The 19,203-nt window shown below is 71.1% G+C and carries 15 protein-coding genes; 6 read left to right on the forward strand and 9 right to left on the reverse strand.

The features are described from left to right. From infC to thrS, 8 genes are all read right to left on the reverse strand, one after another. Window positions 1-660, reverse strand: a 660-nt coding sequence (infC, locus tag MNZ29_RS01410; protein WP_242352388.1) for a translation initiation factor IF-3, incomplete at its 3' end; no start/stop codon positions are given. 177 nt (window positions 661-837) lie between these two features. Next, window positions 838-1,866, reverse strand: a complete 1,029-nt coding sequence (ilvC, locus tag MNZ29_RS01415; RefSeq protein ID WP_242335233.1) for a ketol-acid reductoisomerase — start codon at window positions 1,864-1,866, stop codon at window positions 838-840. Window positions 1,867-1,879: 13 nt separating this feature from the next. Next, window positions 1,880-2,413: an acetolactate synthase small subunit gene (gene ilvN, locus MNZ29_RS01420; protein ID WP_242335236.1), complete on the reverse strand. Its 534-nt coding sequence runs from the start codon at window positions 2,411-2,413 to the stop codon at window positions 1,880-1,882. A gap of 1 nt (window position 2,414) precedes the next feature. Further along, entirely contained in the window at window positions 2,415-4,127 is a 1,713-nt protein-coding gene (gene ilvB / locus MNZ29_RS01425; protein ID WP_242335239.1) for a biosynthetic-type acetolactate synthase large subunit, read from the reverse strand. A gap of 105 nt (window positions 4,128-4,232) precedes the next feature. Beyond that, a complete protein-coding gene (leuD, locus tag MNZ29_RS01430; RefSeq protein WP_242335242.1) occupies window positions 4,233-4,805 on the reverse strand; it encodes a 3-isopropylmalate dehydratase small subunit in 573 nt (190 codons plus the stop codon). A 4-nt stretch (window positions 4,806-4,809) separates the two neighbouring features. Further along, entirely contained in the window at window positions 4,810-6,249 is a 1,440-nt protein-coding gene (leuC, locus tag MNZ29_RS01435; RefSeq protein ID WP_242352390.1) for a 3-isopropylmalate dehydratase large subunit, read from the reverse strand. Further along, window positions 6,249-7,814 carry a 2-isopropylmalate synthase gene (locus MNZ29_RS01440; protein ID WP_242352392.1) on the reverse strand — a complete coding sequence of 522 codons (1,566 nt, stop codon included), beginning with the start codon at window positions 7,812-7,814 and terminating at the stop codon, window positions 6,249-6,251. The genes leuC and MNZ29_RS01440 overlap by 1 nt, the downstream gene beginning before the upstream one ends. Window positions 7,815-8,342: 528 nt before the next feature. Further along, a complete protein-coding gene (thrS, locus tag MNZ29_RS01445) occupies window positions 8,343-10,304 on the reverse strand; it encodes a threonine--tRNA ligase (protein WP_242335251.1) in 1,962 nt (653 codons plus the stop codon). Between the two features lie 242 nt (window positions 10,305-10,546). On the opposite strand from thrS, the gene MNZ29_RS01450 reads away from it, so the two are divergent. From MNZ29_RS01450 to MNZ29_RS01470, 5 genes are all read left to right on the forward strand, one after another. Beyond that, window positions 10,547-11,593, forward strand: coding sequence for a lysylphosphatidylglycerol synthase transmembrane domain-containing protein (locus tag MNZ29_RS01450; protein WP_242352393.1), 1,047 nt, complete (start codon window positions 10,547-10,549; stop codon window positions 11,591-11,593). Then, window positions 11,590-12,543, forward strand: coding sequence for a glycosyltransferase (locus tag MNZ29_RS01455; RefSeq protein WP_242352396.1), 954 nt, complete (start codon window positions 11,590-11,592; stop codon window positions 12,541-12,543). The genes MNZ29_RS01450 and MNZ29_RS01455 overlap by 4 nt, the downstream gene beginning before the upstream one ends. A gap of 103 nt (window positions 12,544-12,646) precedes the next feature. Beyond that, on the forward strand, window positions 12,647-13,795 hold the full coding sequence (locus tag MNZ29_RS01460; protein WP_242335261.1) for a glycosyltransferase family 2 protein: 1,149 nt from the start codon (window positions 12,647-12,649) through the stop codon (window positions 13,793-13,795). Further along, window positions 13,792-14,415: a bifunctional 2-polyprenyl-6-hydroxyphenol methylase/3-demethylubiquinol 3-O-methyltransferase UbiG gene (locus MNZ29_RS01465; protein WP_242335264.1), complete on the forward strand. Its 624-nt coding sequence runs from the start codon at window positions 13,792-13,794 to the stop codon at window positions 14,413-14,415. Before MNZ29_RS01460 ends, MNZ29_RS01465 begins: the two co-directional genes overlap by 4 nt. Next, window positions 14,412-16,712, forward strand: a complete 2,301-nt coding sequence (locus MNZ29_RS01470; protein ID WP_242352398.1) for a YfhO family protein — start codon at window positions 14,412-14,414, stop codon at window positions 16,710-16,712. The genes MNZ29_RS01465 and MNZ29_RS01470 overlap by 4 nt, the downstream gene beginning before the upstream one ends. Window positions 16,713-16,718: 6 nt before the next feature. On the opposite strand, the gene MNZ29_RS01475 is transcribed toward MNZ29_RS01470, so the two are convergent. Beyond that, window positions 16,719-16,976, reverse strand: coding sequence for a DUF2917 domain-containing protein (locus MNZ29_RS01475; RefSeq protein ID WP_242335270.1), 258 nt, complete (start codon window positions 16,974-16,976; stop codon window positions 16,719-16,721). Between the two features lie 711 nt (window positions 16,977-17,687). Between MNZ29_RS01475 and MNZ29_RS01480 the strand changes: the two genes are divergently transcribed. Beyond that, entirely contained in the window at window positions 17,688-19,124 is a 1,437-nt protein-coding gene (locus MNZ29_RS01480) for a site-specific integrase (RefSeq protein WP_242352400.1), read from the forward strand. Window positions 19,125-19,203 lie beyond the last annotated feature (79 nt).

The raw sequence follows: 19,203 nt of genomic DNA on the forward strand, positions 1-19,203 counted from the left end.
CGCCGCCGGGGGCGGCGCGGGCTGAGGGGCGGGCGCGGGGGTCTCGCCGGGCTGCGCCCCGGCGGCCGGACCGGCCTGGGCGGCGGCCTTGGCGCGGTCGCGCTGGGCCTGGAGCATCCTCGGGTTCGGGGCGAGGATCATGAACATCTGGCGCCCTTCCATGCGGGGCGCCGCCTCGATCACCGCCACCTCGCGCAGGTCCTCGATGATCCGCTGGAGCACCTTCTGCCCGAGCTCGCGGTGCGACATCTCGCGGCCGCGGAAGGTCACCGTGATGCGCGCCTTGTTCGACTCGGCGAGGAACTCGCGGACCTTCTTGATCTTGGTCGCGTAGTCGTGCTCCTCGGTGCGCGGGCGGAGCTTCACTTCCTTGAGCTGGACGACGACCTGCTTCTTCTTGGCCTCGTTCTGCTTCTTCTTCTCGAGGTACTTGAACTTGCCGTAGTCCATGATCTTGCAGACTGGCGGCTTGGCCATGGGGCTGACCTCGACGAGGTCCATCCCCAGCTCCTGCGCCCGCGCCAATGCCTGCTCGATCGGAAGCACACCGAGCTGCTCGCCTTCGGGACCGATCGCACGGACCTCACGCGCCTTGATGCGGCGGTTGGTGCGCGCGTCCCGGTTCCCTCCCCCTCGGCTGTCTCGCTGCTGGATCGCCATGCTCCTCCACTACGGTCGCCGTCGCTCCCCAGGTGGCCTCAAAGGACGAGGCCCCGGGAGCGGGGCCGAAAAGACGCTGTAGGATAAGGATTTCACGAGCGAAGTCAAACGCGGCGGTGCGCCGGGGCCGCGACGGCGAGGGAGGGACCCGCCGCCGCGCCCGGCGCCCACCCTCCCCTACCTCGCGTTGGGGTCCGAGGAGTCCTTCTTGGCCTCGCGGATCCAGCTCATCATGTCGCGCAGGCGCTTGCCCACCTCCTCGATGGGATGCTGGGCCTCGGCCTCGCGCATCTTGTCGAACATGGGCCGCCCGACCTGGTTCTCGATGATGAACTCCTTCGCGAACTGGCCGCTCTGGATCTCGCGCAGGATCTTCCGCATCTCCTCCTTCGTCTGGCTCGTCACCACGCGCGGGCCGCGGGTGTAGTCGCCGTACTCGGCGGTGTCCGAGATGGAGTGACGCATCCAGGCGAGCCCACCCTCGTACATCAGGTCGACGATGAGCTTCAGCTCGTGCAGGCACTCGAAGTAGGCGCTCTCCGGCTGGTAGCCCGCCTCGGTGAGCACCTCGAAGCCCGCCTTCACGAGCGCCGAGGCGCCGCCGCAGAGGACCGCCTGCTCGCCGAACAGGTCGGTCTCCGTCTCCTCCTTGAAGGTCGTCTCGAGGACGCCGGCGCGCGTGCAGCCGATCCCCCGCGCGTACGCGAGCCCGACGGCCTTGGCCTGGCCGCTCGCGTCCTGGTGGACGGCGATGAGGCCGGGGATGCCGCGGCCGTCCTGGTACTGCCGGCGCACCATGTGGCCCGGCCCCTTCGGCGCGACGAGGAGCACGTCCACGCCCTCGGCGGCGCGGATCTGGCCGAAGTGCACGTTGAACCCGTGCGCGAAGAGGAGCGCCTTCCCCTTCGTCATGTGCTGCGCGATCTCCTCGTCGTAGACCTTCTTCTGCGTCTGGTCCGGGATGAGGACCATGATGACGTCGGCCTCGCGGGCGGCCTCCGCCACGGAGACGACGCGCAGCCCGGCGCCCTCGGCCTTCGCCTTCGAGCGCGAGCCCGCGCCGAGGCCGACGCGGACGTCGACCCCGGAGTCGCGGAGGTTGAGCGCGTGGGCGTGGCCCTGCGAGCCGTAGCCGATCACGGCGACCTTGCGCTTCTTGAGCAGGTCGAGGTTCGCGTCCTTGTCGTAATAGATGGTGGCAGCCATTCTTGGTTCCTCGCTACTTGAGATTGGGGGGAGCGAGCGTCTTGAAACCGCGCTCGAGGGCGATGCGTCCGGAGCGGCAGATCTCCTGGATTCCGAAGGGGCGCAGCCGGTCCTCGAGCGCGTCGAGCTTCCCGGCGTTGCCGCTCGCCTCGACGACGAGCGCGTCGGGCGAGACGTCCACGATGGTCGCCTCGTAGGTCTCGGCGAGCGCCCGGAGCTCGGCGTGGTTGCGCTCCGGGGTGTGGATCTTCACGAGCATGAGCTCGCGCTCGATGAGGTCCGCCGCCGAGAGCTCGCGGACCTCGACGACGGGGACGAGCTTCTGGACCTGCCGCACCACCTGCTCGACGGTCTTCGAGCCCAGGCGCACGACGATGGTCATGCGCGAGTACTCGGGCCGCTCCGTCGGTCCGACGGTGAGGCTCGCGATGTTGTACCCGCGCCGCGAGAAGAGGCCGGAGATGCGGTGGAGCACGCCCGGCTTGTTCTCGACGAGGAGGCTGATGGTGTGGGTGGACCCGTTGGGCTTCTCTTCGGTGCGTTCCATCCTAGTCACCTCCGCCGTCGATCATGTCGTTCAAGGGGGCGCCGGCCGGCACCATCGGGAACACCTTCTCCTGACGGCGGACCCGGACGTCGACGATGGTCGGGCCCTTCGAGTTCGCGAGCGCCTGATCGATGACCTGGTCCAGCTCCTCGGGCGTGCGCGCGCGGAGCCCGAGGCAGCCGTACGCGTCCGCGAGCTTCACGAGATCGGGGCGATCCGTGAGCGGCGTCTGCGCGAAGCGGCGCTCGTAGAAGAGCTCCTGCCACTGCCGGACCATGCCGAGGAACAGGTTGTTGAGGACGAAGATCTTGATCGGCAGCTCGAGGTCCACCGCGGTCGCGAGGTCCTGCAGCGTCATCTGGAACGAGCCGTCGCCGTCGATGCCGATCACGAGCTCGCCGGGCCGGCCGAGCTGGGCGCCGATCGCCGACGGGAGGCAGAAGCCCATCGTGCCGAGGCCGCCCGAGGTGATGAACTGGCGCGGCTCGGAGGTCCGCCACCACTGCGCCGCGAACATCTGGTGCTCGCCGACGCCGGTCGTGACGATGGCCTTCCCGCCCGTCTTCTTCCAGAGCGTGTCGACGACGTACTGCGGGAGCAGGTACTTCTGCCCGTCCTGCTCGTACTTGAGCGGGTACTTCTTCCTCCACTCGTCGATCCGCTTCCACCACGCCGAGAGGTCGGGCTTGCCGTGCGCGGCCTCCGCGCGGCGCACCTCGTCGGTGAGCTGCGGCAGGAGCCGCCTCAGGTCGCCGACGAGCGGGACCGTCGCGGTGACGAGCTTCGAGATCTCGGCGGGGTCGATGTCGAGGTGGACGATCTTCGCCTCGGGCGCGAAGGTCGAGAGCTTGCCCGTGACGCGGTCGTCGAAGCGCGCGCCGAGCGCGATGATGAGGTCCGAGTACTGCACGGCGTAGTTCGCGTACCGCGAGCCGTGCATGCCGAACATGCCGAGGCACTGCGAGCTCGTCTCGGGGAAGGCGCCCTTCCCGTGCACGGTCGTGACGACCGGCGCCCCCACGAGCTCCGCGAAGGCCGAGACCTCCTTGTGCGCGTCCGAGATCCGGACGCCGCCGCCGAGGTAGATGATCGGGCGCGTCGCGCCGCGGATGAGCACCGCGGCGTCCTTGAGCCGCGGCTCCTCGCGCACGGGCGGGTGGTAGCCGGGGATCTCGACGGTCTCCGGGTACTCGAACTCGAACTCGGTGTTCTGGATGTCCTTCGGGATGTCCACGAGCACCGGGCCCGGCCGCCCGGTGCGCGCGACGTAGAACGCCTCCTTGAGGATGCGCGGCAGGTCGTGCACGTCGGTCACGAGCCAGTTGTGCTTCGTGATGGGCATCGTGATGCCCGTGATGTCCGCCTCCTGGAAGGCGTCGGACCCGATGAGCGAGGTCGCGACGTTGCCCGTGATGGCGACGAGCGGGACCGAGTCCATGTACGCGTCGGCGATCGCGGTGACGAGGTTCGTCGCGCCGGGGCCGGACGTCCCGAAGCACACGCCGACCTTCCCGGTCGCGTGCGCGTACCCCTCCGCCGCGTGCCCGCCCACCTGCTCGTGGCGGATGAGCACCTGCTTCGGGCGCTCGCACCCCCACATCGCGTCGTAGATCGGCAGGATCGTCCCGCCGGGCATGCCGAAGACGTAGTCGACGCCCTCGGCCTCGAGCGCGCGGCGAACCGCCATCGCGCCCGTGATCTTCTCCTTGGCCATGTCTTCCTCGTGAAGCGCTTTACGTTCCGTGTGAGACCGCAGCTCGCGAGACGGAGACGGCGGGCCCTCCCCGCCCCGGCGAGCGCCGGGGCGAGGCGCCCGCCGCTATACCTTCGACTCGAACGCCGCGATGGCCTCCTCCTGCGAGAGCAGGAAGCCGAGCTCGTCGACGCCGTTCAGCAGGCAGTACTTCGCGAACCCGTCGAGGGGGAACGAGGCGGTCGTGCCGTCGGGCAGCGCGACCGTCTGCGAGGAGATGTCGATGCGGACCTTCGCGCCCGGCGCCGCGAGCAGCTTCGCGTGGCTCGCGGGATCGAGCACGACCGGGACGAGCCCGTTCTTGAGGGCGTTGTTGCGGAAGATGTCGGCGATGCGCGTCGAGACGACCGCGCGGATGCCGTGGTCGACGAGCGCCCACGGCGCGTGCTCGCGCGACGAGCCGCAGCCGAAGTTGTCGCCCGCGACGAGGACGGTGCAGCCCTGCGCCTCGGGGAGGTTCAGCACGAACTCGGGCCGCGGCTTCCCGCCGGCGTCGTAGCGCCAGTCGGAGAAGAGCGCCTTCCCGAGCCCCTGCTTGTCGGTGACCTTGAGGAAGCGCCCCGGGATGATCTGATCGGTGTCGATGTTCTCGCGCGGGATGACGACCGTGCGGCTCTCGATGGTGCGGATCGGTTCCATGGTCCTAGCCCTCCACCAGCCGCCGCGGATCGGCGACCGCGCCGGACACCGCCGCCGCCGCCGCCGTCGCCGGGCTCGCGAGCAGCGTCCGCCCGCCGGGCCCCTGGCGCCCCTCGAAGTTCCGGTTCGACGTCGAGACGCAGTACTGGCCGGGCTCGAGCATGTCGCCGTTCATGGCGAGGCACATCGAGCAGCCCGGCTCGCGCCACTCGGCGCCCGCGTCGCGGAAGATCCGGTCGAGCCCCTCCGCCTCCGCCGCCTTCTTCACGGCGTGGGAGCCCGCCACGACGAGCGTCCGCGTCCTCACCTTGCGGCCGCGCATCACCCTCGCCGCCTCGCGCAGATCCTCGAGCCGGCCGTTCGTGCAGCTCCCCACGAACACCACGTCGATCTTCTGCCCGAGGATGGGCTTCCCCGGCGTGAGCGCCATGTAGCGGAGCGCGCTCTCGAGCGTCGCGCGCGCGGCGGGATCCTTCTCTGCCCCCGGATCCGGGATGCGCCCGGTGACGGGGATGCCCTGCGCCGGGTTCGTGCCGAAGGTGACCATCGGCTCGAGGCGCGAGACGTCCACCGTCACCTCCCGGTCGTAGACCGCGCCGTCGTCCGTCGGGAGCCTTCGCCAGCGCGCCACCGCCGCCTCGAACGCGGCGCCCTGCGGGACGCGGGGCTTCCCGGCGAGCCACTGGAACGTGACGTCGTCGGGCGCGATCATCCCGGCCCGGGCGCCGCCCTCGATCGCCATGTTGCAGAGGGTCATGCGCCCTTCCATGGTGAGCGCGCGCACCGCCGGGCCCGTGAACTCCATCACGTGCCCCGTGCCGCCGCCCACGCCGATCTGGGCGATGATCGCGAGGACGAGGTCCTTCGCGGTGACGCCCGGCTGCAGGGCCCCCTCCACGCGGATGGCGAGCGAGCGCGGCTTGCGCTGGAGGAGACACTGCGTCGCGAGGACGTGGCCGACCTCGGACGTCCCGATGCCGAAGGCGAGCGCGCCGAAGGCGCCGTGGGTGGCGGTGTGGCTGTCGCCGCAGACCACCGTCATGCCCGGCTGCGTCGCCCCCATCTCCGGCCCGAAGACGTGCACGACGCCCTGCTGCGGATCGCCGAGGCCGTGGAGCTCCACGCCGAAGTCGCGCGCGTTCCGCTCGATCTGCGCGACCTGGGCCTCGTTCTGCGCGTCGTAGAACGGCCAGCGGCCGTCGGGCAGCCGCGGGAGCGTCGGGGTGGAGTGGTCGGTGGTGGCGAGCGTGCGGTCGGGGCGCCGGACCTTGAGGCTCCGCTCCCGCAGCATGGAGAACGCCTGCGGGCTCGTCACCTCGTGCATGAGGTGGAGGTCGACGTAGAGGACGGCGGGCGTCTCCGGCGTCTCGGCGCGGACGACGTGGGCGTCCCAGACCTTCTCGAACAGCGTGCGCGCGCGGCGCGCGTCGGTGGCGGCGGTCATCAGACGGTACCCATCTCCTCGCGGCGGGCCTCGTCGGTCGCCGGCGTCTTCAGCGCGATGCGGTTCACGACGTCGAGGAACGCGCGCGCCGACCCCTCGACGATGTCGGTCGAGAGCGCCCGGCCGCGGTAGACGCCGGACGCGTGCTCGACCTCGATCGACACCTCGCCCTGCGCGTCCTCGCCCGTCGAGACGCTCACGATCTGGTAGTCGCGCAGCTTCACCGGGATGCCGGTGATCTTCTCGATGGCGCGGTAGACGGCGTCGACCGGCCCGTCGCCGGTGGCCGCCTCGCGGCGCTGCTCGCCGCCGCGCGAGCGGAGCGCGATCGAGGCGACCGGGAGCGTGCCCGTGCCGGAGGTCGTCGACAGCGCCTCGAGCTCCCAGGCGCGGCCGCCCTGGGCGAGCATCTGGCCGTGGACGACGAGCGCCTCGATGTCGGCGTCGTAGATGTCCTTCTTCTTGTCGGCAAGGACCTTGAAGTCCTGGAAGACCTTGTCCACCGCGGCGTCCTCGAGCACGTAGCCGAGCGCCACGAGCCGCTCCTTCAGCGCGTGCCGGCCCGAGTGCTTGCCGAGGACGAGCTGGCTCTTCGTGAAGCCGACCTCCTCGGGGCGCATGATCTCGTAGGTCTCACGGTGGGTGAGCATCCCGTGCTGGTGGATGCCGGCCTCGTGGGCGAACGCGTTCTGGCCGACGATCGCCTTGTTGCGCTGCACGTGGAGGCCGGTCACCTGCGAGACCAGCCTGCTCGTCGGGTAGAGGCGCTCCGTCTTCACGCCCGTGCGCACGCCGAGGACGTCCTGCCGGGTGCGGAACGCCATCACGACCTCCTCGAGGGAGGCGTTGCCGGCGCGCTCGCCGATGCCGTTGATGGTGCACTCGACCTGGCGCGCCCCCGCCATGACACCCGCGAGGCTGTTGGCCACCGCGAGGCCCAGGTCGTTGTGGCAGTGCACCGACATGACCACGCCGTCGATGCCGCGCACGTGCTGCTTCAGGTAACGGAGGGTGTCCGCGTAGGTGGTCGGCAGCGCGTACCCCACCGTGTCCGGGATGTTCACCGTGCCGGCGCCGGCCTCGATCACCCGCTCGACCACCTCGGCGAGGAACTCGAGCTCCGTGCGGGCGGCGTCCTCGGTGGAGAACTCGACGTCGTCGAAGCGCTCGCGCGCGAGCTTCACGCCGTCCACCGCGCGGCGGATGATCTCGTCCTTCGCGAGCTTCAGCTTGAAGTCACGGTGGATGGGCGAGGTGGCCAGGAACACGTGGCAGCGGCGGCGCGGGGCGTCCTGCAGGCCCTTCCACGCGGCGTCGATGTCGCCCCGCGTGCAGCGGGCGAGGCTCGCGATGCTGGGGCCCTCGACCTCGCGCGATACGGCCTGGATGGCCTCGAGATCCCCCGGCGAGGCGGCCGCGAACCCGGCCTCGATGACGTCGACGCCCAGATCCCGCAGGGCCCGCGCGACCTGGAGCTTCTGCCCCAGGTTCATCGACGCCCCGGGCGACTGCTCGCCGTCGCGCAGCGTGGTGTCGAAGATGATGACCCTGTCGGCGTCTCTCACGGCAACGCTTTCTCCGCCGCCCTCGCGACGGGAACCCTGGGGTTTGCTCGCTTCTGAGCTGCGGTGGGAACGATCGGCGGCTGAGCTCGTGCTGGCTTGGGAAGAAACGGTCCGTTGTTCGGGGGAATCTGTCGACATGCGGTCTCCTGGCTCCTGTTTCGTTGGGGCCGGAGAACGTCGCCTGTCGGGGGCAACCTCTCCGGCCGGTTCGGCGGAAGAGGTCGCGGCGCGGCGTTAGCCTGACCGGGATACCTCTCCCGCCAGGCTAAGAAGTCGGTGCGCGCGTACGAGGAACATCAGAAAAACGAGCCTAGCGATCCGCGAGCGGACCTGTCAAGCGGGGCGCACGACGCGCACGGCGGGCCGCCGCGCTCCCTGCGAAGGAGCGGGCGCACGATCGCTGATCGAAGGGCGAGCACGACGCGATGGGCCTCGAGCCCGTCACTCCGCGTGGACGCTCGGATGATCGCCAAACGACGGCGTGATTCGCGAATCACCCGAGGTGATTCTCGAATCGCCGGCCGTCGCCTAGTACGGCGGCGTCGCCTCGCGGCGCAGCAGCGCCTCGAACGCGTCGAGCGACATGGTCTTGAGATCCTCGCCGCCGTGGCGGCGGGGCGCGACGCCCTTCGCCTCGACCTCCTTCTCGCCGATGACGAGCGAGAAGGGGATCTTCGCGAGCTGCGCGTTGCGGATCTTGGCGCCGAGCTTGTCGGAGGACTCGTCGAGCTCGACGCGCCAGCCCTGGGCCGCGAGCTTCGCCTGGACCTCGCGCGCCCAGGCGTCGAACCGGTCCGAGACCGTCACGACGCGCGCCTGCACCGGCGCGAGCCAGGCCGGGAAGACGCCGGCGTAGTGCTCGGTGAGGATGGCGATGAAGCGCTCGAAGGAGCCGTACACCGCGCGGTGGATGACGACCGGCCGGTGCTCGTGGTTGTCGTCGCCGACGTAGGTGAGGTCGAACCGCTCCGGCGCCGCGTAGTCGAGCTGGATCGTGCAGGTCTGCCACTTGCGGCCGAGCGAGTCGGTCACGACGAAGTCGATCTTCGGGCCGTAGAACGCGCCGTCGCCCGGGTTCAGCTCCCAGGGCAGGCCCATCTTGTCGAGCGCGGCGCGGAGCGCGCCCTCCGCCTTGTCCCAGAGCGCGTCGTCGCCGATCCGGTCCTCGGGCTTCAGCGGGCGGGTCGAGAAGAGCAGCGAGAACTCGAGCCCGAACGCGCCGTACACCGTCTTCATGAGCTCGACGATCCGGCTGACCTCCTCCGGGATCTGCGACTCCATGAGGTAGAGGTGCGCGTCGTCCTGCGCGAACTGGCGGACGCGGGTGAGCCCGCCGAGCGAGCCGGAGAGCTCGTTCCGGTGCAGCGTGTCCACCGTGAAGTAGCGGATGGGGAGCTCGCGGTACGAGCGCTTCCCCATCTTGTAGAGCAGGTGGTGCGAGGGGCAGTTCATCGGCTTGAGGCTCATCGAGAGCCGCTCGTCGACGGGGAGCGCCGGGTCCGACTCCTTGTCGAACACGAGGAACATGTTCTCGCGGTAGACGCCCCAGTGGCCGCTCTGCTCCCACAGCCGCTTGTTGAAGAGGAGCGGCGTCTTCACCTCCTGGTACCCGCCCTTCGTCACGAGGCGCCGCATCGCGTCCTCGAGGACGTTGTAGAGCGTGGTCCCGTTCGGCAGCCAGAACGCCGCGCCGGGCGCGACCTCGTGGAACGCGAACAGGCCGAGCGCGGGCCCGAGCTTGCGGTGATCGCGCTTCCGCACCTCCTCGAGCTTCGCGAGGTGCGCCTCGAGCTCCTTCTTGTCGAAGAAGGCGGTGCCGTAGATGCGCTGGAGCATCGCGTTCCGCGCGTCGCCGCGCCAGTACGCCCCCGCGACGTTGAGGAGCTTCACGACGCCGATGCGCTTGGTCGACGGACCGTGCGGGCCGAGGCAGAAGTCGACCCAGTCGCCGTGGCGGTAGAGCGTCAGCGTCTTCGCCCCGCGCGCGGCGATGTCCTTCACGATCTCGACCTTGTACTTCTCGCCCAACCCCTCGAAGAGCCCGAGCGCGGCGTCCATCGAGATCTCCTCGCGGACGAACGGGAGGTCGGCCGCGATGGCCTCGTTGGTCGCCTTCTCGATCTTCTCGAGGTCCTCCGGCGTGAAGGGCGTCTCGCGCGCGAAGTCGTAGTAGAAGCCGTCCTCGATCGCCGGGCCGATGGTGACCTGGGTGCCCGGGTAGAGCTTCTGGACGACCGAGGCCATGACGTGCGCCGCGTCGTGGCGCGCGACCTCGAGCGCCTCGGGGCTCTTCGTGGTGACGATCTCGAGCTTCGCGTCGCGGTCGATCGCGCGCGAGAGGTCCACCGCCTCGCCGTCGAGCCTGGCGAAGTAGGCGGCCTTGGCGAGCCCGGGCCCGATCGACGTCTTCACGAAGTCGAGGACGGTGGTGCCGCGCGGCGCGTCCTTCTGGCTGCCGTCGGGGAGGGTCACCTTCACGAGATCGGACATGGTCGTCTTCCTTAACCGCGCGCGGCGCGAAAGGCCAGCGGCGACGCGCTTGTAGCCCACGGGACGGTCGCCATCAAGCACTCCCCGCGAGCCGATGAGCGAGGGGATGCGGCGTTCTCGACCCGGTCCGATCGCGCTCGCTCGAGAGCGCCGCTCCCATGCCGTGGCCGGAGCGGCGTGGAGCTGGACGGGTTCTATCCGTGGCGCGTCGAGCAGCGCGCGGGTCTGCTATAAGCGGCGGTGTGCAGCGCTCCTCGTGGGAACGCTCGCTGCGGGTAGCGGCCGGCCTGGCCGTGTCCGCCGCGGCGCTCTGGTTGACCCTGCGAAACCGGGATCTCGGCGCGATCTGGCGAGCCGCCCGCGCCGCCGACCCGCGGTACCTCGCGGCGTACCTGGCGATCCTCGTCGCCTCGCACTTCCTGCGCGCCGCTCGCTGGTCCCTGCTGCTCGAGCCGAGCGCGCGCATCCCTTTCGCGCGAGTGAACGCGGTGAGCGCGGTCGGGTTCATGGCGACGCTGATCCTTCCGCTCCGGCTCGGAGAGCTCGTCCGGCCCGCGCTCGTCGCCGATCCGCACGAGGTGCCGCTGCCGGCGGCCCTGTCGACCGTCATCGTGGAGCGCGTGGTGGATGGCCTGTTCTCTGCGCTCGTACTCGTCGGGACGTTGCCGTTCCTCCCCAGCACCGCCCCCGGCGTCGCCCTGCTGCGCGCCGGCGGCTGGGCCGTCTTCTTCGCGTTCGCCGGCGCCGTCGCCTTCCTCGCGATCGCCGCGGCGAATGGGGCCGCCGCCATCCGGTTCGCGCATCTGGCGCTCGACCCCCTCTCGCCGCGCGTCGCCGCGCGGGTCTCCGCCGTCGCGACGACCTTCGTCGAGGGTCTCCGCCGCTTGCCTCGCCGCCGGGGACTCGCCTGTTTCCTCGCCCTGACCGTCGTGTTCTGGGCGCTCGGCGGCTGGAGCATCGCGGTGCTGGCGCAGGGCTTCGGATTCGGCCTCTCGTCGCTCCAGGCGTTCACGGTCCTCGGCGTCCTCTCCGTGGGGATGATGATCCCCGCCGGACCCGCGATGCTCGGGACGTTCCAGGCGTCTGCGGTCCTCGGGCTCTCGCTCGTCGCGCCCGGAGCGCTCGCCGGGGCGCAGGGCCTCGCCTTCGCGAACGTGCTGTGGGGAGCGCAGCTCCTCCAGGTCGTCGCGATGGGCGTACCGTTCCTCTTCTCTCGCCACGTCGACCTGCACCGGATCGGCCGGCAGCTCGGTCCAGTTCGGACGGCGGAGGCGTTGCCACGCGAATGAGCCGCGACTCACGCCCGTGGCTGTCGGTCGTGATGCCGACCTACAACGGCGCCGCTTACGTCGGCGCGGCGCTGGAGAGCGTCTGCCGGGAGGCCGCCGACGACATCGAGGTGGTGGTCGCGGACGACGGTTCCACGGACGCGACGCTCGACGTCGTCCAGAGCTACGGCGCGCGCGTCGCGCTGCGCGTCGTCAGCCGTGAGCGCGTCGGCAACTGGGTCGTGGGAACGAACACGGCGCTGCGGGCCGCGAACGGCCGGTTCGCGTGCTTCCTGCACCAGGACGACGTCTGGCTCCCCGGGCGCGTCGCGGCGCTTCGGCGCGAGCTCGCCACCTTCGAGGGCCCGCTGCTCGTTCACGCGTCCACGTTCCTCGATCCAGGGGGCGCACCGCTGGGCGCGTGGCGGACGCCGTTCCGCGCGGGGGGGACGGTGGCGTCCAGCGCGTTCGTCGAGCGACTGCTCGTCCAGAACTTCCTCGCCATCCCCGCGCCGGTGTTCGACCGCGCGTCCGCCCTGGACCTCGGTGGCCTCGACGAGTCGCTGTGGTACACGGCGGACTGGGACTTCTGGCTGCGCCTCGCGCGGCTCGGCCCCGTGCGCGTCCTCCGCGAACGCCTCACCGGCTTCCGGGTGCACCCCGGCTCGCAGACGATGGCGAAGGACCGCACCCGGCGTGCCTTCGAGGAGCAGCTGTCGGCCGCCCTCGAGCGCCACCTCGAGGCCTGGGCGCGCGACGTTCCTCCACGGCGCGCGAGATCGGTCCGCCGGGCCGCCGAGTTCTCGATCCAGGTGAACAGCGCCCTCGCGGCCGCGTACCGAGGCGAGCGGCTGGACGTCGCCGGGCTGGCGAGATCGTTCGTCGCGCTCGGGCCGGCTGGATGGACCCGGTATCTGCGCGACTCCCGGATCTTCGAGCGGGTAGGCGCCCGGCTGCAGCTCCGAAGGTGATCGCGGTGAATTCCATTGCCGCCGAGGTCCGGTACACTGCGCGAGCCGACTCACCCGCAGCGGGATCTCGATGAGCCCAAGAGAAAGCACGGCGCGCTCCGACATGGCGCCCACGAACGATTTGGACGTCTCCGTCGTCATCCCCTGCCTGAACGAGGTGAAGACGCTCGGCACCGTGATCGAGAAGGCGCAGCGTGCGTTCGCAGCGCTCGGGCTCGAGGGAGAGGTCGTCGTGGCCGACAACGGCTCGACCGATGGCTCCATCGACGTCGCGACCGGCCTCGGGGCGCGCGTCGTGAAGGTTCCCGAGCGCGGCTACGGGAACGCGCTCCGCCATGGCATGGCGGCTGCCCGGGGACGGCTCCTCGTCATGGGGGACGCGGACGATACGTACGACTTCGGCGAGCTCGGCCGATTCGTGGAGGCCTTCGACGGGGGCGCCGACTTCGTGATGGGGACGCGGTTGCCTCCGGGGCGCATCCTCCCCGGCGCGAACCCCTGGATGCACCGCCGCGTCGGCACTCCCGTCCTCACGTTCATCCTGAACCGCCTGTTCGGGACCGGCATCCGCGACGTCAACTGTGGGATGCGGGCGATCGCCCGCGACAAGTTCTCGCAGCTCGACCTGCGGAGCGGCGGGATGGAGTTCGCCTCCGAGATGCTGATCAAGGCGGCGGTCGAGAAGCTCCGCATCGCGGAGGTTCCCGTCACGCTGCACCCGGACCGCCGCGGACGTCCGCCTCACCTCCGCAGGTGGAGCGACGGCTGGCGTCACCTCGAGTTCATGCTGCTCCACGCCCCGGATCAGCTGCTGTTCGTGCCCGGCGTCCTGTTGCTGGCGCTCGGGCTGCTGTTCTCCGTCCCGGTGAGCTTCGGACCGGTGCACCTGCTGGGACGCACGTTCGACTTCCACCTCCTCTTCCTCGGCGGCTCGATGGCCCTCATCGGCCTCCAGGGCCTGCTGGGCGCCATCCTGGTGCGGGACGTGGCGCGCGGGCGCGTGCTGCGTCCCAACGCCCTGCTGTCCGGCCTTGCGCGCCACCTCACCATGGGGCGGGGTCTGGCTGCGGGGGCCCTGCTGTTCGCGTGCGGGTTCGCCATCGACGCCGTCGTGCTCTTCTCGTGGATCGCCGAGCACTTCGGGGCCCTCAACGAGCCGCGCAGGAGCATCCTCGGGCTCCTGCTCATGACCATCGGCGCCGAGATCGGGCTCGCCACGTTCCTCCACGCGGCGCTCAGGAAGCACCGGTGAGGTCCGCGGACCCGCGCCTGGAGTCGCCGCGCGATCGGAAGGGCGATTACGCCGACCGGCTCGTGGGGCTCCAGCAGGCCTGGTGGAAGCGGCTGCTCGACGTGCAGCGCCCGTACCGGGAGCACCTTCGTCGGCTGAACCTGGGATTCGTCCTCGAGGTCGGCTGCGGCATCGGGCGGAACCTGGCTCATCTCGGGCCCGGCGCTGCCGTCGGGGTGGACGTCGACGCGAGGGCGGTCGAGATCGCGCGCGCGCGCCGGCTCGTCGCGTTCACCCCGGAGGAGCTCGACGCGTCCGCGTTCGCGGTCGCCGGTCGGTTCGACGCGCTGCTCCTGTCCCACGTCCTCGAGCACCTGCACCTCGGCGACGCGGAGGCCCTCGTCCGCAGGTATCTGCCGCTCTTGCGTGCGGACGCGCGCGTGGTCGCCATCACGCCGCAGGAGGCGGGCTTCCGCTCGGACCCGACCCACGTCGAGTTCATGGACTTCACCCGGGTCGCGACGGTCCTGGAGGGCGCCGGCCTCGAGCTCTCGGAGCGGTACTCGTTCCCCTTCCCGCGCGCGGTCGGGCGGGTGTTCAAGTACAACGAGTTCGTGTGCATCGCGCGGAAGCACCGATGAGCACCGAGCCCCGTCGCGAGCGCCCGCCCGGCACGGATCCGGATGGCCGGGGATCGCGCGGTCCTCGTTCGCCGCGCGGCGGCGGCAGAGCTCACCGCCGGGGCGACGAGCCTCGCGGGGCGCTCCCCGCCTTCAGCCGGCGCTCGGCGCTCTGGACGGCTGCGATCGCCGGCTATCTCGTCTACGCGGCCGCCCTGCTCTCTCCCATCTGGCTGCAGCGGGTCGAGCCGAAGTGGGACGCCGTCAACTACTTCTATCCCGCGTTCGCCTTCACCCGCGACGCGCTCCTCGACGGCCGAGCGCCGCTCTGGGATCCGTTCACGAACTGCGGGCTCCCGTTCCACGCCGATCCGCAGGCGCCGCTCCTCGATCCGCTCGCCCTCCTGCTCGCGCCCGCAGCGCCGTCCGCCTCGCAGGGGTTCGCTCTCTACTGGAGCATTCACTGGGCGTGGGCGGGGCTCGGCGCCCTCCTGCTCGCGTTCGCCCTCGGCGCCGGGCCCGTGGGCGGACTCGTCGCCGCGATCGCCTACGCCTTCTCGGGGTTCTTCGTCGGGAACGCGCAGCACACGACGTGGATCGTGACCGCGAGCTGGCTGCCCTGGACGTTCGGCCTCGCGCACCTCGCCTTGTTCCGGCGATCCTGGGGGCTCGCGTTGCTCGCCGGTGCCGCCGCGGGGCTCTCGGCGCTCGGAGGGTATCCGGGGCTCGTCAGCTTCCAGGTGTTCGCGCTCGCCCTCTGGCTGTTCGCCGCCGCCGCCGCCTCGGACGCGCGCGGCGCGGACCTCTGGCGTTCGCTCGCGCGCGCCGCCGCGATCGTCGCCGTGGTGACGGTCGTGCTCGTCGCGATCTGGGCGCCCGTGCTGCACGCGTTCCTCACCCACGCGGCCCAGTACACGGACCGCGCCGGGCCGCTCCCCCGCGAGGTCGCGAACTATCAGAACCCATTCACCCTCCGCGCCGCGGTGTCTCTGCTCTTTCCGCGCGCGGTGCTCGAGCTGCGGGACACCTTCGACTCCGACGTCTCGATGCTCGACGGGTACGCCGGCGCCCTCGCGCTCCTGCTCGCCGCCGCGTGGGTCCGCGCGCGCGGCCTGAGACGGGCGTGGTGGATCGTGGCGTTCGCGGCGCTGATGTTCGCCGTCTCGCTGGGAGGCGCCGCGGGAGTACGGACCCTGCTGTACGATCTCGTGCCTCCGACGCGCTACATGCGTCACAACGCCGGGTTCCGGATCTTCTGGATCCTGCCGCTCGCCGCGGCGGCAGGGGCCGGCCTCACCGCGATCTTCCGGCGCGCCGAGCTCCGACGCTGGACCACGCGTGCGGCGGTCGCGTGGCTCGCCGGCGCGATCGCGCTCGCCGTCTGGGTCGCGAGCGCGCTCTCACGCCACGACGTGACCCAGGAGGTCGTGGCGCTCGCCCTCGTCCCGGGGCTCGCAGTGGTCGCGCTCGGCTGCGCGGCGATCGCGTGGGCGGCAGGCGCACCGTCCGCGACGCGGGCGCGGGCCGGCCTGACGATCGTGGCGCTGCTGTTCGCTGGGGATCTCGCGATCCACGTCCACTCCCAGGCGAAGACGGTGTGGACGGTCCCGGGTGCGATCGCGGAGCTCGAGCGCACGTCGATCGCGATCCCGGCGACCGCGCGGCGGCTGCTCCCGGCGGAGCAGGAAGCGCTCGGCATCCAGCTCGGGTGCCTGAACTACCAGCAGGTGCTCCGCCTGCCCGTCGTCGAGGGATACGTCACGATGACGGCACAGGGCTTCAACGATGGGCTCGTGCAGAGCCGGTTCGCCGCGGTGCTCGCGGCGAACCGGTTCTGGCTGTCGCCGCACACCTCCGAGGCGCCTCCCGCGGGATGGGAGGCGGCGATACTCTCGAACGTCGACGCGGACTCCCCGGTGCCGGTGCTGGTCGACGGGCGGGGGCCCGTGCTCCCCGGCGATCCGGTCCGCCCCGGGACCTACGGCGGCGTGAGGATCACGTCCTTCGCTCCCGAGCGCGTCGTGCTCGACCTGGACGTGCCAGCGGGACGCGGAGCGGTCCTCGCGAGCACCGAGCGCTACGCGCCGGGCTGGAGCGCCGAGATCGATGGCGCCCCCGCGGAGGTGTTGCGCGTGAACCGTTGGTTCCGCGGCGCCGCGGTCTCGGCCGGGCGGCACCGGGTGGTGTTCCAGTACCAGCCGCGGGGCTGGTGGCCGCTCGTGGCGCTCTCGGCGATCGCTCTGGTGCTCAGCGTCGTGGGCGGAGGCGCCCTCATGGTGCGTAACGCCCGGAGACAGCCGCCTTCATCCGTCGCGTGACGAGGTTCACGCCGCCATCCGGTGGACCGCTGGGTGAATCGAGAGGGCCGCTTCGCTCAAGGCCCAGGCGACCGCGAGCCCGGAACGCGAGAGCACGAACTCGTCGCCCCGCTCGAGCACGTGGTCGTCGAGGTCGCCCTCCTGCGTGACGAGCACGGTGCCGCGCTCGACCCGCACGGCGATCCCGATCCCCGCGGGCAGCCGCTGCGCCGCGTTCTCCGGGAGTTCCCACATCTCGCTGGTCGTCGTCCTGCTCGTCGTCATGGCTCGCCCTTTCGACGCCGCTCTCCCGCGTACGCCCGTCGGCACTACGTGGAGCGGGCTCACTGGTTACAGTGGCGGCGAGAAGGGTGCGCCGGCACCGCTCGGTGCTGCGCACGGGGTGCGCGCCGTTGCCCGGCCCTTTCGCGGCTACGCACCGGCATCGCCGCTGCGAAGCGGGAGCGGCGCGCCGCCGGTTCCGAGCCGCGGCTTTCCGAAGGTGTTCGACGTGAACCGAGAGAGCCGGGCAACTCGCGACGAACGGGCGATCACACCGCAGCGGCGCGCTCTCTGCCGCCACACGTGACCAACCGCCGGGCGAGCGGTAACCGCGATCGGAAGACGCCGTTAACCGGTTCGTCACCCAGCCGCGGCCGGAAACAAAAACGGGGACCCAGCGCGAGCCAGGTCCCCGTCATTGTTGTAGGCCCGGTCAGGATTGAACTGACGACCCCTACCGTGTCAAGCCCGCCGGGCCGCATTCCTATACCCTCGCGCCGGATTGCAGGCAAGTGCAGGAAACCCCAGAGCCGAGCGGAAAACGAGCGTCAGAGGTCGTTGCTAGCGTGACTTGCAACCGACCGCTTCCGGGAGCGAATCCCGGGGGCGTTGTGACCCCGCGGCGGGCCTCGGGGTCACACAACGAAACGGGCCCCGGGGCGGCTGCAACCGACCCCGGAGCCCTGGCCCGCGAGCCTGAGAAGGAGGTTCACGATGCCTGCCCCGAACACTACCCCGGCGCGCGGACTGACACCGAAGTTCATCGAATCGCTCCAGCCGGGCGAGACTCGCTACGACGTCCCTGACCGCCGCGCCCCCGGGCTCCGGCTGCGCGTGCTGCCCACCGGCCGAAAGGTGTTCCGCTGGGTCTGCAACGCGCGCGGGCAGGTCTACACGATCGGCCCGTGGTCGCTCTCGGAGATGCCCGGGTTCGTGACGCTCGCCCAGGCGCGCGAGTGGCTCGACAAGCTGAAGGCCGCGCACGTGAGCGGCGCGATCGACGCTGTCGAGGCGGAGATCAAGGCCGCGATGCGGCCCGCGTACGTGCCGGCCGCGCCGGCCGCGACGACGAACGTCGCGACGCTCGGGACCGTCGCCGAGGAGTTCTACAAGCGGCGGATCATGCCGCACCGCAAGAGCCCAGAGACCGCGCGGCGCATCCTCGATCTCGACATCATCCCCGTGCTCGGAGCGCGGCCGATCGAGGCGCTCACGACGCGCGAGTGCGCCGTCGCGATCGAGCGGGTCGTCGATCGTGGCGCGCCGGTCCACGCCGGGAAGGTGCTCGCGCTCCTCAAGCAGCTGCTCCGTTTCGCCGAGGCGCGCGGATACCGGGTCGGGAACCCCGCCGGCCCGCTCGACCCGAAGGATCTCGGCGTGGAGAACAACGTTTCCGACCGCTGGCTGACGGCGGAGGAGATCGTGCTGTTCTGGCGGTCTCTCGACGCCGAGCACGAGGCGACGTCCGTCGAACGCCCCGATCCGCGCACGGGGAAGGTGCAGAAGTACGAGCAGGGGTACGCGAAGCTCGCGCCCGCGACCGCGGCGGCGCTGCGGCTCCTCCTGCTGACGGGCGTGAGGAGCGGCGAGCTTCTCCGCGCGAAGTGGGCCGAGGTGGATCTCGACGCGGCGGCGTGGACTATCCCCGTCGCGAACCAGAAGCTCACGAAGGACCAGGCGCGGAAGGCGAAGCCGTTCGTGATTCCCCTCCCCTCGACGACGGTCGGCCTGCTCCGCGAGCTTCAGAAGATCGCCGAGAAGCACAAGGACGCGGCCGGGAAGCCGTCGCCGTGGGTCGTCGCGAGCGGCCAGTCTCACGACGGCGGGTACACGGACAAGGCGCTCGGGCGCGCCATGCGCCGCATGTTCAAGGGCGAGGCGCCGCGCCTGAAGCTGCCGGGCGGCGAGGCGACTCCGCACGACCTCCGCCGGACGATGCGGACGCACCTCGGCAAGCTGCGCGTGCCGCTCCACATCGTCGAGCGGTGCCTCAACCACAGCCTCGGCCGGATCGTGCAGACCTACGACCAGGGCGACTACCTCGACGAGCGGCGCGAGGCGCTCGAAAAGTGGGACGCGTACGTCGCGCGCCTCCTCGACCCCGCCTCGAACGTCGTGACGCTGCCCACGGCCGCCGGGGGCGCGGCGTGAAGCGTCCGGCGAAGCGCGACGCGGCCGCGAACGCTCGCGCCGAGCACGACGCGGCTGCGGCGGTCCACCTCGCGTGCGG

The sequence above is a fragment of the Anaeromyxobacter sp. SG64 genome, assembly GCF_022690745.1.
GTDB classification, from domain to species: domain Bacteria; phylum Myxococcota; class Myxococcia; order Myxococcales; family Anaeromyxobacteraceae; genus Anaeromyxobacter; species Anaeromyxobacter soli.